We start from the raw sequence: 11,981 nt of genomic DNA on the forward strand, positions 1-11,981 counted from the left end.
GATTCTTTTACTCCCAGGGCTGACACCGGTCCCACTCAGGCCAAGGCAAACTAGAGCTTGTTATGGTCAGCCCCAGACTCGTCGCCACCGACCTCGACGGAACCGCCCTCCGGTCGGACGGCAGCGTCTCCCCGCGCACCGCGGCCGCCTTCGCGCGCGTCGAACGGGCGGGCGCCATCCTCGCATTCGTCACCGGCAGGCCGCCGAGGTGGATCGGCGCGGTCGCCGAGTCCGTACGGCACCAAGGGCTCGCCATCTGCGCCAACGGCGCCCTGGTGTACGACCTGCACACCGAGCGCGTCGTCGAGTCTCACCTCATCGGCGCTGAAGTCCTGACCGAGGCGGTGAGCCGCCTGCGCCACCGCCTCCCAGAGCTGAGCTTCTCGGTGGAGTACGAGGGCGGGTTCGCCCACGAGACCGGGTTCGGCCTGAGGCGCTGGGACGTCGCCGACAGGGCGGGGCCGCGTGTGGGCGCCTCCACGCTGACCTCCCGGCCATGCGCCAAGCTCCTGGCCTTCCATCAGAGCATGGACCCGGACCTGCTGCACGTGATCGTCAACGACCTCGTGGGAGATCTCGTGACGGCCACCCACTCCAGTGGCAAGGCGCTGATCGAGATGAGCGCCCAGGGGGTGACGAAGGCCTCGGCCCTCGCCGCGCTCGCGCGGCGCCATCTGATCGGCCCCGGCGAGGTCGTGGCGTTCGGGGACATGCCCAACGATCTGCCCATGCTGGCCTGGGCGGGGATGTCGTACGCGGTGGCGAACGCCCACCCGGACGTCCTCGCCGCCGTCACCCACGTGACGGCGGCCAACGACGACGACGGCGTGGCCGTGGTGCTGGAGAAGCTCTTCGCGTGACCGGGACGGCGTCGCGAGGAGGCGACGCGCGCTACTACGCTCGTACTTTCAGGCCCGTGCTTTCAGGCCCGTGCCTTCCGGGCCGTGCTTTCCGGCCCGCCCCGTGCCGCTGAGCGGTCCACAACGGCCCCGGGGCGCGGGCGCGAGGGTCGGATCTCCAGACGGCCGCCGAGGACGCGCTGGAGGGCTTACAGGCGGCCTACAGGTACGGGCCGGAGGTGCGCTGGGGCTGTTCGTTCGCGACGCCCCCGGGGAGCGCGCGCCGCATCTGCTCCAGCTGGGCCCGCGCGGCCATCTGCTGGGCGAACAACGTGGTCTGGATTCCGTGGAACAGGCCTTCGAGCCAGCCGACGAGCTGGGCGTGCGCCACCCGCAGCTCGGCCTCGCTCGGCGGCGCGCCGTCGTCGCCCCCGGAGAACGGCAGCGACAACCGTTCGAGCTCGGCGACCAGCTCCGGCGCCAGCCCGTCCTCGAGTTCCTTGATCGAACTCTGGTGGATCTCCTTGAGGCGCTTGCGGCTGGCCTCGTCGAGAGGCGCCGCCCGGACCTCTTCGAGGAGCTGGCGGATCATGCTGCCGATGCGCATGACCTTCGCCGGCTGCTCCACCAGTTCGGCGACCGAGCGCTCCTCGGGCTCTCCGTCGTTGTCTCCCTCGACCGTGAGGCCGTTCGGGCCCACCACGACGATCTGGGGGGTGCTCTCCTCAGCATTCATGACATTCAACCTAGCTCACCTGGTCAACAGGACTTTCCCGATGTGCTCACCGGATTCGAGGATCTGATGGGCGTGCGCGGCCTCCGCCATGGGTACCGTCGCGTGGACCACCGGACGGACGGCCCCGGCGCTCACCAACGGCCACACATTCTGGTCCACTCCGCGGACGATGGCCCCCTTTTCCGCGACAGGCCGCCCGCGCAACGCCGTGGCGTGGATCGAGCCGCGCTTGCCGAGCAGCTCACCGAGGTTCAGCTCGCCCTTCACGCCGCCCTGCAGCCCGATCACCACGAGCCGTCCTCCGGTGTTGAGGACGGACACGTTCTTCTGGAGGTACTTCGCCCCCATGATGTCGAGGACGACGTCGGCGCGGATCTTCTCGGCGAAGTCCTCCTCGCGGTAATTGATCGCCTCGTCCGCGCCCAGTTCCACGCAGCGCGCGGCCTTCTCGGCCGTGCCGGCGGTGACGACCACCCGCGACCCCAGCGCCTTGGCGAGTTGAATGGCGAACGTGCCGATCCCGCCGGCCCCGCCGTGCACGAGAAGCGTCTCGCCGCGCCGCAGCCGCGCCGTCATGAACACGTTCGACCACACCGTGCAGGCGACCTCGGGAAGAGCGGCGGCGTCCCGCGTCGAGACGCCCGCCGGGACGCGCAGGACCTGCTCCCACGGCACGGTGACCTTCTCGGCATACCCTCCCCCCGCCAGCAGGGCGCACACCTCGTCGCCGGGAGAGAACCCCTCGACGTCCTCGCCCACCTCGGCGATCACGCCGGAGCACTCCATGCCGGGGATCTCGGAGGCGCCGGGGGGAGGCGGGTAGATCCCCTGGCGTTGCATCAGGTCGGCACGGTTCAGGCCCGCGGCGGTCACGTCGATGAGGACCTCGCCCGGTCCCGGGCGGGGATCGGGCACCTCACGCCACTGCAGTACCTCCGGTCCACCGGGCTCGGAAATGAGGATCGCGCGCATGCGACCAAACTATCCGGGTGGCCAAGTCGGCGGTTGACCGCGTTCGCCGTGATAGCGGGCGGTAATCTTCAAGCTATTTGCTGCCCCTTTAGTCCAGTCCCGAGGGGGAACACGGTGGCAAGACACGATCGCGAGGATCCTCATTCCCTAGAGGAGCAGCTCGCCTGGCTGGACGCCATCAAGGAGACCGAGGACCCGCCCGCGCCGGTGACCATCACCGTGGACGAGACCGTCGTCTCTCCGTACCCCAAGGACCCGTGGTCGCTCGTGCCGGCCGAGTCCGCGCCCCCGTCGTCCCCCCTGTTCCGCGCGGCGGGCGACCCGGCGCACGGCGGCGCGCAGCCCGACGACCCCGCGGAGCGCGCGCAGAACGCCCAGAGCGCCCAGAGCGAGACGACGGAGATCCGCCCGTCCGCCCTCGAAGGGCTCGACCGGTGGGGGGCGTCCGGCGACTCCTCGCCGTTCGTGGCACGTGACAACGGCGGCGTGGGGGAGCGCGGCGTCACCGGCACACCGTCCGGCGGCGCGTTCGGCACCCTTTCGCCCCCCTCGCCCGGGGGCGGCGGGCTCGGGGCCTTTGGTGAGCGTCCCGCGTCGTCCGGTGGGGCGTTCGGCGAGAGTTCGACGGGCGCGTTCGCCGGCCCCTTCGGGGACCGCCCGGCCTCGTCGGGCGGTTCGCCCACTCAGGCCTTCGGGGACCGCCCGGGTTCGTCCGGCGGGGCCTTCGGTGAACCCACGTCGTCGCTCACCCCGCCGCCGCCCCCGGCTTCCCCATCCGTCCCTGCCGAGGCCGAGCCGCCCGCGTCCGGACGGACGAGCCCGGCCCCCGCGCCCGCCGAGCCGTCCGTCAGCGATGACACCGACAGCTTCACCTTCGGCTCCCTGACCGATCTGACCGAGAAGCCGGGCCGCGAGGCCACCTTCGGATGGATCTCCGTCAGCTCTCCTCCCAAAGACGACAAGGCGGCCAGGGACGACAGACCGGTCAAGGACGACGGGGCCGCGAAGCCCGAAAGGGCCGAGAACGCCGACCCGCTGAAGCGCCCCGAGCCCGAGCCGGACGTCACCGGCGACCAGTCCGTGCGCGGCTGGCTGGAGGCCGCGCTGCCGGCCTCCGAGACCGCCGAGGCCGACCCGGAGCAGGAGCGCTTCAACGCCTTCGTGAACGGCGGCACCACAGGCGGCACCACAGGCGGCACGACAGGCGGTGCGGCAGGGGCGGCGACCGGCGGCGCGACCGGCATGGACACCGAGGACGTCGTCGTCCCACGGGTCGAGCAACCCCTGTACGAACAGCGCCCGGAGCAGACCTCCCCCTCCCTCCAGCCGCCCGCCACGCCGGCGCCGTCCGCGGCGGCCTCCACGACGCAGCGGCCCGAGTCCCCGCAGCCCCCCGCCGCGCCCGCCCAGACCCCCGAATCCGCCGCCGGGGCGGCCCGGACGACGACGCCCTCCGCGGAGCCGGGCGCCGACGACGCCGAAGGCAGGGCCGAGGAACGCGAGCCGTACCGCCCTCGCCGCAGGCAGGCGCCGCGGCCCGCCGCCGAGGAGTTCGAGCCCGCCTTCTCGCCGCCGGCCCGCTCGTCGCGGGCCAAGGGCGCGGCGGTCACCGCGCCCGGCACACGCCCGACCGCCGACAGCCTCGACCCGGTGACGCTGCTGCGCGGCCGTAGGAACGCGCCCGCGGGCGGCTGGCGCAAGATCGTATACAAGGCGTCCGCCGGGTTGATCAAGCCGGGCGAGTCCCCCGAGGTGCGGCGGCGGCGCGAACTCGTCACCCGCGCCCGCACGCCGGTCGCCACCGGCCACCACCGCGTGGCCGTCCTCAGCCTCAAGGGTGGAGTGGGCAAGACCACGACGACGGTGGGCCTCGGCGCGACGCTGGCGTCCGTGCGCGGCGACCGCGTCATCGCCGTGGACGCCAACCCCGACCGGGGCACGCTGTCGGACAAGGTCGAGCTGGAGACGTCGGCGACCGTCCGCGACCTGCTCAACGAGCGGCAGCAGATCAAGCGATACGTCGACATCCGCGCGTTCACCTCGCAGGCGCCGTCGCGGCTGGAAATCCTGGCCTCCGACCGCGACCCCTCGGTGTCGGAGGCGTTCAGCGCGGTGGACTACCAGGCCGTCGCGCAGGTGCTGGAGAACTTCTACTCGATCTGCATCACCGACTGCGGCACCGGCCTGCTCCACTCGGCGATGTCGGGCGTGCTCGGCCTCGCCGACCAGCTCGTCCTGGTCAGCTCGCCGTCGGTGGACGGCGCGAGGGCCGCCTCGGCGACGCTGGACTGGCTGGAGGCGCACCATTACGCCGACCTGGTGAAGGCCGCGACCGTGGTGCTGTGCAGCGTGCGGCCGCGCTCGAAGTCGACGGTCGACCTGGACAAGCTGGAGTCGCACTTCGCCGCCCGGTGCCGCGCGGTGATCCGCGTGCCGTACGACCCTCACCTGGAGGAGGGCGCCGAGATCGACCTCGACCGCCTGCAGCCGGCCACCCGTCAGGCGTACCTGCTGCTGGCGGCGTCGGTGGGCGACGGGTTCGGCGGGATCCGCCGGTGACGGGACGCGGCGCCGCTGGCGGAGGGTGTGGGATTCGAACCCACGAGGCCGTCGCCGACCTGGCCGCTTTCAAGGCGGCTGCACTCGTCCACTATGCGAACCCTCCAGTGCGACACCAACGATAGCGGTGCCGGACGGACGCTCGCGCGCGAGCGCCGCGGGCGGCTCGGCGTCATTCGTACGGTTCGGCGGGTTGTGCCACCTTGGCGAGGCTGGTGGCCTTCATCTCGGGGGCGACGGTGCCCTTCGGGAGCCGGTCGTACGGGGTGGGCACCCATGTACCGGTCACCTCGACCCATGTGTCCGGGCGCGGCGCGGACAGGCCGAGGACGGCGACCCTCAGCGGGAAGGCGTCGGCCGCGCAACAGCGCAGTTGCATGCGGGTGAGGTACCACTGGCCCTTCTTCTTGGACGGGACCACGAAGCCGACCAGCCTGACCTTCCGGTCCTTCAGCGACTGGGTCTCGTCTCCCCAGGCCCGGCCGATGAACTCCCCGAGCGGCATCGCCGTCGCCCGGTCCGCGATGAGCGGGACGTAGGCGTTCTGCGGTGTCGGGCGCGGCGGGGGCACGTTGTCCCGCTGCGCCGCGTCGGCGCCGAGCGCGGGCGGGGAGATCAGGAAGATGGCCACCACAGGGAGGCACAGCAGCCAGGCCACCTTCGGGCCGAGCCCATGCCCATGCCCATGGCCGTGCCCGTGGCTGGCGTGCCCCTCGTGCCCGGGTTCGAGACCATGCCCGCCCACATGCCCGGGCTCGTCCATCTCGGACGCGGGGGCGGTCGGCGCGTCGCCGACGTACGGCCTGCGCCACTCCTGGATCAGGCCGAGCACGCCGAGCGCGAACAGGACCAGCCCGGCGATCACCAGCAGCGGGCGGAAGCCCGGCTTGACGTAGTTCAGGTAGATCGTGGACAGGAGGGAGACCCGGAGGATCGCCCCGCCGACCAGCGTCAGCACCAGGCTCTGCGCCATACGGTTCACCGAAACCTCCGGAGGTAGCCCGGTCCGTTAGGGCCAGAAGGAATGCGGACCACGTCAGGGGCGGCCCGGAGGAGCCGGGACAGCCTGGAGTTCCAGGCGCTCATGACCTTCTCCTTTCGCGTACAAATCTGTGTGCCGTCCAGCAAGATACGAACATGCGTACGGCATACAAGGTGCGGGTCTACCCCACCCCCGAACAGGCCGCGGTGCTGAACCGCACGTTCGGGTGCGTACGCCTGGTGTGGAACCGTGTCCTTGTCTGGCGGCACGCCCGCTACCAAGCCGACGCGACCACGACGTCCTACGCCCAGACCGACCGGTATCTGACCGAGTTGAAGCGCGACCCGCAGCTGGCGTTCCTGTCCGAGGTTTCCTGCGTGCCGTTGCAGCAGGCGTTGCGGCACCAGTACACGGCGTTCGTGAACTTCTTCGCCGGACGCGCCCGCCGCCCCCGTTTCAAGTCCCGGCACGGCAGACAGTCGGCGACCTACACCCGCTCGGCGTTCCGCTGGAAACACGGGCGGTTGCACCTGGCCAAGATGGACGCCCCGCTCGCGTTCGTGTGGTCCTGGCCTGGCATCGACCCCGCCACGCTGGACCCCTCGACGGTGACCGTCTCCCACGACACCGACGGCCGCTGGCACGCCTCTTTCACCGTCGAAACCACAGGCGAGCCTGCAGGCGAGACCGAGCCTGCCCCGGCCACCGGTTCGGCTGCCGACGTCGATGTGGGTGTCGACCTGGGCGTCAGAGACTTCGCCGTCCTGTCCACCGGCGAGAAGATCCACAACCCGCGCCATCTGGAACGCAAAGCCCAGAACCTGGCCCGTTACCAGCGGCGCATGGCCCGCAAGCGGCGCGGCAGCGCCAACTGGGCCAAGGCCAAAGCAAAGGTCGCCCGCGCGCACACCAAGGTCCGTGACGCCCGTGCGGACTTCCTGCACAAGACCAGCACCCGGCTGGCGACCGGTCACGACCTGATCGTGATCGAAGACCTCGCCGTCAAGAACATGCTCCGCAACCGCTGCCTGGCACGGGTCATCTCCGACTGCGGCTGGGGCGAGTTCCGCCGTCAACTGGAGTACAAGACCGCCAGATACGGGCGGCACCTGATCGTGATCGACCGCTGGTACCCCTCCTCCAAGACCTGCTCGGCCTGCGGGCACCTGCTCGCCGAACTCTCGCTCAGCACTCGGACGTGGCAGTGCCCGTCCTGCGGCACCCGGCACGACCGGGACGTCAACGCCGCCAAGAACATCCTGGCCGCTGGTCGAGCGGTGTCCGCCTGTGGAGCTGACGTAAGACAATCCGGGACCTCCCGGGTGCGGTCGGCAACGAAGCAGGAAACCTCACCCGCGAGGGTGGGAATCCCCCTTTAGGAGGGGGAGGAAGTCAAAGCAACACCCATCCCAGGAGAAGGCTCACACCGATGGCCAGCACGAAAGTCAGCGGGACGAACCGCGCAGCGAATGCCCGGCCGAACGTGCCGGCCTGAAGCGCGATCAGCTTGAGGTCCACCATGGGACCGACGACGAGGAAGGCCAGCTTGGCCGTGGGGGAGAACGTCGACAGCGACGCCGCCACGAACGCGTCGGCCTCCGAGCAGATCGACAGGATCACCGCCAGCAGCGCCATCACGAGCACCGACAGCACCGGGACGTCGCCCACGGACGCGAGCCAGGAGCGGGGCACGGTGACGTTGAGTGTCGCGGCGGTCAGGCCACCGACGACCAGGAAGCCGCCCGCGTGCAGGAAGTCGTGCCGCATCGCCGACATGAACGCCGCCACTCGCGACCCGTCGGGCGGGGCCGTACGGGAGGGGATGCGCAGCCATCCGGGGCGGCCGAGCCACTGCCAGGCCCACCCGGCCAGCACGGCGACGATGAGGGAGGCGGCGAACCTGGCCAGGACCATCGCGGGCTGGCCGGGGAAGGCCACGGCGGTGGCCACGAGAACGACCGGGTTGATCGCCGGCGACGCGAGCAGGAAGGCGAGGGCCGCGGCCGGGGTGACCCCGCGCGCCATCAGGCCCGAGGCCACCGGCACCGACGCGCACTCGCACCCGGGCAGCACCAGGCCCGCCGCGCCGGCGACGGGCACGGCGGCGTACGGGTGCCGCGGCAGCGCGCGGGTCCAGAAGGACGGCGGCACGAACACCGTGATCGCCGCGGAGAGTGCGACGCCCAGCACGAGGAAGGGAATGGCCTGCACGCAGATGGCGACGAAGATCGTGGACCAGGTGCGCAGGGCCGGGGCGGTGAGGTGGGGGGCGAGGAGGAGGTTGCCTATGAGGAGGAAACCCACGAGGGCCGCGAACACCCAAGGGAGCACCTGCGCCTCGGGGGCTCGCCGCCCCCATGACGGCGGGGGAACCGGACTGTCGGGCTCGGCGGCCCAGTCAAGTGTGGTTCGGTCGCTCATATGGGTTTTTGGGTGTATTTCCCGACATTTGCGGTTACGGTCGACTTCCTGAACGGTACACCCGTCACGTCGATCGCAGTTGCCCGAGCAGCCAACGAGGCCCGGTGACCTCCGCGCCCAGCTCCTGCACCCTGCGGCGCAGCTCCCGGTCGGCCGTCACCACCAGCACCTGCTCCCACGGCCGGGTCTCGCCCACGACGTCCACGATCGTGTCGTCGCCGCTGCCCCGAGCCGGGACCGCCCTCACCGGCCCGTCCGAACGGACGCCGGCGGCACGGCCCTCGACCACCATGAGCACCCGGGGGTACCACTTCTCGGGCGCGGGAAACCCCTCCGGCGGGTGGAGGCCCCGGACGACGAGATCCTCGACGTCCTTGAGCAGGCGCAGGGTCGCGCCGGCCCGGTCGCGCCACCAGCCGTGCTCGGCCCGGGCCCCGAGGATGTTCGCCGCGTCCAGGATCACGACGGACGGCGGCAGCGTCTGCCTGATCACCGGCCACGTCTCGGCGAACCCCGGGTGCAGCGTCTCGCCCGCGACCTCGTCCGCGGGGAGCCAGCGCATGTCGGTGCTCTCGGCGTTGGCAGGCGAGGCGGGGAACAGCGCGTCCGCCTCGGCGATCACCGTCTGGAACGACCAGCCGCCGTGGTCGTCGGTGTAGACGCCGAGGACGCGCAGGATGTCCGCCTCCAGCGCCGCCTCCTCCAGCGCCTCGCGCAGCGCCCCCGTGACGGCGTCCTCGTGGCTGTCGAGAGCCCCGCCGGGCAGACCCCACGTGCCCCCGTGATGGCTCCACAGGGCGCGCTTCTGCATCAGGATGTGCGGCGTGCCGAGAGCGTCGAAGTGGACGGCGAGCAGCCCGGAGGCTCCGTGCACCCCCCAATGCCGGTGCCCCCGCTCACACAGCGCCCACCCGTCGCCGTCCTTCGCCGCCATGCTCCCCATCCTGCCTCAAGGCCCTCGCCGCGAGACCGGACCTGGTTCACGCATAGGGGTATGCCCCAGGACGATCAGCGGCCGGACGCCCGGGTCGCGACCGCCGTCAGGTGCGTCCTGAAGAGGGCCGCCGCGCCGGGGGTGCGGCTTCTGAGGGCGACCATGGCCGTCAGGATGACGTCGCACAGCTCGCGGTCGACGTCGTCCCACGTGTGGGTGAAGCCCTTGCGGGGGTTCTGCCCGAGGGCGCCGATCACGGCCGCGGCCACCTCGCCCGTCTCCTCCGACAGCTTCAACAGCCGGGACATCAGCTCGACCTCGGGGGCCAGCGTGCTCTGCGCGTCGAGCCAGGCCACGAGCCGTTCGACGGTTTCCCAGGTCTCGGCGTCCATGGCGGCCCAGGCTACAGCGCCCTCTCCGCGCGAACGGACCCCGCGGCGGACACGCGGGGAGTTACAGAGAGTTACTCAGAGTAGTTACTCTGTCACACTGTGTGGCGTTGGCCTGACTTCCGATCGAAAGGTTTCCTCCAGTGAAGGCTCATCTCGCCGCCCTGGCCCTCGCCACCACCGCCCTGCTGCCCGCGGGCGTCGGCGCCGCTCACGCCGACGACGCCCTCTCCGGGCCACCACTGATCACGATCCCCGCAGGTCAGACGCGCTGTCCCGACGGCTACGTCTGCCTGTTCCGCGACAACGAGTTCCAGGGCGGCGGCTATGGCATCGCCTCCGGCCACTCGGTCGGGTTCCTCGGCGACATCGGCTTCAACGACCAGATGTCCTCGTGGGCCAACGACTCGGGAAGGCGCTACTGCTGGTACGTGGACGCCAATTACGCCGGTGATCGTCACGTGATGGAGAACCGCTACCGGGTCAACGTCCTGCCACAGGAGAACGACCAGGCCTCCTCGCTGCGCCCCTGCTGAGACCCGTCCGGCTCATGACCGTCCGGCCGCCTCGCCCGTACGGCGGCCGGACGCCGGAGCCCGGCGGCGACGATCGCCAGGCCCGTGCCGGCGCAGCTCTCAGCCGCCGCCCTTGGAGAAGTGCTGGTTTTCCTACCCGCGACTTTCTGACCTGTGTCGTTCCGGGTCGTACCCTGCTTGACCTGGCGTTTTGGTGGGTGCTGGTGGGTGCTGGTGGGTGTCGCTGGTTGCTCTCTGACGGCCCAGAGACGGCCCAAGGCCGTCCCGCCGCCCGATTACTTCTTGCGCTTCGGCCCGCGCGCGGCCGGCTCGACGCCACGCGCGCGGACCTTGCCTCGCACATAGGCGGCCGAGACGCCCGCCGCCTCGCCGATCTCCTCGGGAGTGAGGCCTGACATGGCGGCGGCGGCCCAGACGTCGAACATCTTGTCTCGGGCTTCGTCGGTCTTCTGCTGGGATGCGTCGTACTTGCGTTTGGCCTGCCGGACGGCGTTGAGGTCGCTCACGGAGCCAAGAGTATCGCAACAGCAGTTGCGAATCACTGTCGCGCATGGTTACGCTACTGCTGTTGCGAATTAGCAAGACGGCCCCGGCGAAGCGACTCGACCGCGACGCCGGGGCCTTGCACAGGAAGGTCCTCCCGCGCCATGACCACCGTACCGACCCCCAGCGAGGCCACCACCCCGGCCACCGACATTCTCACCCTCAACGACGACCAGCTCGACGGCGTCGCCTGCATCCGGTGCGGCGCCACCGACACGACGATGGTGCCCGCCGGTCACGGCGAGCGCGGCCAGTTGTTCGAGTGCAGCAGCCACGCCGCGGACGTCGACCCCGAGACCGCGTTCCAGATCGGCTTCGCCGCCGGGGTACGGTTCACCGCCGACAACCCCGGCGACCAGACCCAGCGGGCCGACGCCCTGTTCGACCGGCACCTCACGGAGGGCGAGCAGGCCGCGTTGGCGCGGGCGTACACCAACATCATCGCCCGGCGATCCTTCCGCGACGATGCCCCGGACGAGGTGTACGCCGAGCCCGGCCCGGCCGACGCGCTCGCCAAGCTCAACCCGGCCGACCTCGTCGGCGTCCGCCTGGTCATCACCGGCCGGGAGCTGCTCACCCTCGCGTCCAGCGTCTCCGCCGTCCGCCCCGCGATCCGGGAGGGCGACGCCGGGTTCCTGCTCGACGTGCTTGAAGACGCGCACAGCACGCTCGCGGCCGTCGCCGAACGGTACCTGCGCGCCTCGATCGCCGCCCGGCAGGCCAAGGGCTCCTGATGCACCTGAACGTCGTCCCCGTCCCGGGGCTCACCGAGTCCCACAGCATCGTCTACGGCACCGGGGGGACCTCGATGGTCGTCCTGGTGCCCGACGACGAGGGCCCTTCTCCGCTGGACGACGAGACGGTCTCGGAGATCTTCCGCGCGGGTCTCCGCGCCGGGCTTGAGCTGGCCCGCACCATCGCCCGCCAGACCATCGCTTCCTGACGAAAGGAAACGTCCCACGGACCGCAGCCAGATCTTCGAGGTCCTCGCCGCTCACCCCGACTCCCCGGACCTGGAGGACGTCGCGTCGTTCCTCGACCCCGACCGGCGGGCCGAGTTCTGGGAGCGG

13 protein-coding genes and 1 tRNA gene are annotated in these 11,981 nt (G+C 71.2%); 6 read left to right on the forward strand and 8 right to left on the reverse strand.

Annotated elements, in window-relative coordinates; genetic code table 11:
* Window positions 1-62 precede the first annotated feature (62 nt).
* Window positions 63-860 (forward strand): HAD family hydrolase, encoded by a 798-nt coding sequence (locus AB0M95_RS01855; RefSeq protein WP_358526586.1) that lies wholly within the window; start codon window positions 63-65, stop codon window positions 858-860.
* Between the two features lie 199 nt (window positions 861-1,059).
* On the opposite strand, the gene AB0M95_RS01860 is transcribed toward AB0M95_RS01855, so the two are convergent.
* Together AB0M95_RS01860 and AB0M95_RS01865 are read right to left on the reverse strand one after the other, a co-directional pair.
* Window positions 1,060-1,575: a bacterial proteasome activator family protein gene (locus AB0M95_RS01860; protein WP_358526585.1), complete on the reverse strand. Its 516-nt coding sequence runs from the start codon at window positions 1,573-1,575 to the stop codon at window positions 1,060-1,062.
* Window positions 1,576-1,590: 15 nt separating this feature from the next.
* Window positions 1,591-2,547, reverse strand: coding sequence for an NAD(P)H-quinone oxidoreductase (locus tag AB0M95_RS01865; protein ID WP_363758146.1), 957 nt, complete (start codon window positions 2,545-2,547; stop codon window positions 1,591-1,593).
* Window positions 2,548-2,661: 114 nt separating this feature from the next.
* Between AB0M95_RS01865 and AB0M95_RS01870 the strand changes: the two genes are divergently transcribed.
* The gene (locus tag AB0M95_RS01870; RefSeq protein WP_363758148.1) at window positions 2,662-5,106 is read left to right on the forward strand and encodes an AAA family ATPase; all 2,445 of its coding nucleotides are present in this window, start codon (window positions 2,662-2,664) and stop codon (window positions 5,104-5,106) included.
* A 16-nt stretch (window positions 5,107-5,122) separates the two neighbouring features.
* Here AB0M95_RS01870 and AB0M95_RS01875 read toward each other — a convergent pair.
* Together AB0M95_RS01875 and AB0M95_RS01880 are read right to left on the reverse strand one after the other, a co-directional pair.
* A tRNA-Ser gene (locus AB0M95_RS01875) sits at window positions 5,123-5,212 on the reverse strand.
* Between the two features lie 66 nt (window positions 5,213-5,278).
* The gene (locus AB0M95_RS01880; protein ID WP_363758424.1) at window positions 5,279-6,079 is read right to left on the reverse strand and encodes a TIGR03943 family protein; all 801 of its coding nucleotides are present in this window, start codon (window positions 6,077-6,079) and stop codon (window positions 5,279-5,281) included.
* A gap of 164 nt (window positions 6,080-6,243) precedes the next feature.
* Here AB0M95_RS01880 and AB0M95_RS01885 point away from each other — a divergent pair, with 164 nt between their 5' ends.
* Window positions 6,244-7,467, forward strand: coding sequence for an RNA-guided endonuclease TnpB family protein (locus tag AB0M95_RS01885; RefSeq protein ID WP_363758150.1), 1,224 nt, complete (start codon window positions 6,244-6,246; stop codon window positions 7,465-7,467).
* Window positions 7,468-7,480: 13 nt separating this feature from the next.
* Here the strand turns inward: AB0M95_RS01885 and AB0M95_RS01890 are convergent, their stop codons facing one another.
* From AB0M95_RS01890 to AB0M95_RS01900, 3 genes are all read right to left on the reverse strand, one after another.
* The gene (locus AB0M95_RS01890) at window positions 7,481-8,509 is read right to left on the reverse strand and encodes a permease (protein ID WP_363758152.1); all 1,029 of its coding nucleotides are present in this window, start codon (window positions 8,507-8,509) and stop codon (window positions 7,481-7,483) included.
* A gap of 64 nt (window positions 8,510-8,573) precedes the next feature.
* Window positions 8,574-9,443, reverse strand: coding sequence for an NUDIX domain-containing protein (locus tag AB0M95_RS01895; RefSeq protein WP_363758154.1), 870 nt, complete (start codon window positions 9,441-9,443; stop codon window positions 8,574-8,576).
* Window positions 9,444-9,517: 74 nt separating this feature from the next.
* Window positions 9,518-9,835 (reverse strand): MazG-like family protein, encoded by a 318-nt coding sequence (locus AB0M95_RS01900; protein ID WP_363758156.1) that lies wholly within the window; start codon window positions 9,833-9,835, stop codon window positions 9,518-9,520.
* Between the two features lie 140 nt (window positions 9,836-9,975).
* Between AB0M95_RS01900 and AB0M95_RS01905 the strand changes: the two genes are divergently transcribed.
* Window positions 9,976-10,368, forward strand: coding sequence for a peptidase inhibitor family I36 protein (locus AB0M95_RS01905; RefSeq protein ID WP_358526573.1), 393 nt, complete (start codon window positions 9,976-9,978; stop codon window positions 10,366-10,368).
* Window positions 10,369-10,643: 275 nt separating this feature from the next.
* Here AB0M95_RS01905 and AB0M95_RS01910 read toward each other — a convergent pair whose 3' ends face one another.
* On the reverse strand, window positions 10,644-10,874 hold the full coding sequence (locus tag AB0M95_RS01910; protein WP_363758158.1) for a hypothetical protein: 231 nt from the start codon (window positions 10,872-10,874) through the stop codon (window positions 10,644-10,646).
* Window positions 10,875-11,015: 141 nt separating this feature from the next.
* Here AB0M95_RS01910 and AB0M95_RS01915 point away from each other — a divergent pair, with 141 nt between their 5' ends.
* Window positions 11,016-11,645 carry a hypothetical protein gene (locus AB0M95_RS01915; RefSeq protein ID WP_363758160.1) on the forward strand — a complete coding sequence of 210 codons (630 nt, stop codon included), beginning with the start codon at window positions 11,016-11,018 and terminating at the stop codon, window positions 11,643-11,645.
* Window positions 11,645-11,854, forward strand: coding sequence for a hypothetical protein (locus AB0M95_RS01920; protein ID WP_363758162.1), 210 nt, complete (start codon window positions 11,645-11,647; stop codon window positions 11,852-11,854). Before AB0M95_RS01915 ends, AB0M95_RS01920 begins: the two co-directional genes overlap by 1 nt.
* The last annotated feature ends 127 nt before the right edge of the window (window positions 11,855-11,981 follow it).

Origin of the sequence: Sphaerisporangium sp. NPDC051017 (genome assembly GCF_040683095.1) — a bacterium.
Taxonomy (GTDB): Bacteria; Actinomycetota; Actinomycetes; order Streptosporangiales; family Streptosporangiaceae; genus Sphaerisporangium.

What these genes read in the sequence shown, in the direction of transcription:
- AB0M95_RS01855 (WP_358526586.1), top strand. Translation starts at nt 63, where the DNA reads ATGGTCAGCCCCAGACTCGTCGCCACCGACCTCGACGGAACCGCCCTC.
- AB0M95_RS01860 (WP_358526585.1), bottom strand. Translation starts at nt 1,575, where the DNA reads ATGAATGCTGAGGAGAGCACCCCCCAGATCGTCGTGGTGGGCCCGAAC.
- AB0M95_RS01865 (WP_363758146.1), bottom strand. Translation starts at nt 2,547, where the DNA reads ATGCGCGCGATCCTCATTTCCGAGCCCGGTGGACCGGAGGTACTGCAG.
- AB0M95_RS01880 (WP_363758424.1), bottom strand. Translation starts at nt 6,079, where the DNA reads ATGGCGCAGAGCCTGGTGCTGACGCTGGTCGGCGGGGCGATCCTCCGG.
- AB0M95_RS01885 (WP_363758150.1), top strand. Translation starts at nt 6,244, where the DNA reads ATGCGTACGGCATACAAGGTGCGGGTCTACCCCACCCCCGAACAGGCC.
- AB0M95_RS01890 (WP_363758152.1), bottom strand. Translation starts at nt 8,509, where the DNA reads ATGAGCGACCGAACCACACTTGACTGGGCCGCCGAGCCCGACAGTCCG.
- AB0M95_RS01895 (WP_363758154.1), bottom strand. Translation starts at nt 9,443, where the DNA reads ATGGCGGCGAAGGACGGCGACGGGTGGGCGCTGTGTGAGCGGGGGCAC.
- AB0M95_RS01900 (WP_363758156.1), bottom strand. Translation starts at nt 9,835, where the DNA reads ATGGACGCCGAGACCTGGGAAACCGTCGAACGGCTCGTGGCCTGGCTC.
- AB0M95_RS01915 (WP_363758160.1), top strand. Translation starts at nt 11,016, where the DNA reads ATGACCACCGTACCGACCCCCAGCGAGGCCACCACCCCGGCCACCGAC.
- AB0M95_RS01920 (WP_363758162.1), top strand. Translation starts at nt 11,645, where the DNA reads ATGCACCTGAACGTCGTCCCCGTCCCGGGGCTCACCGAGTCCCACAGC.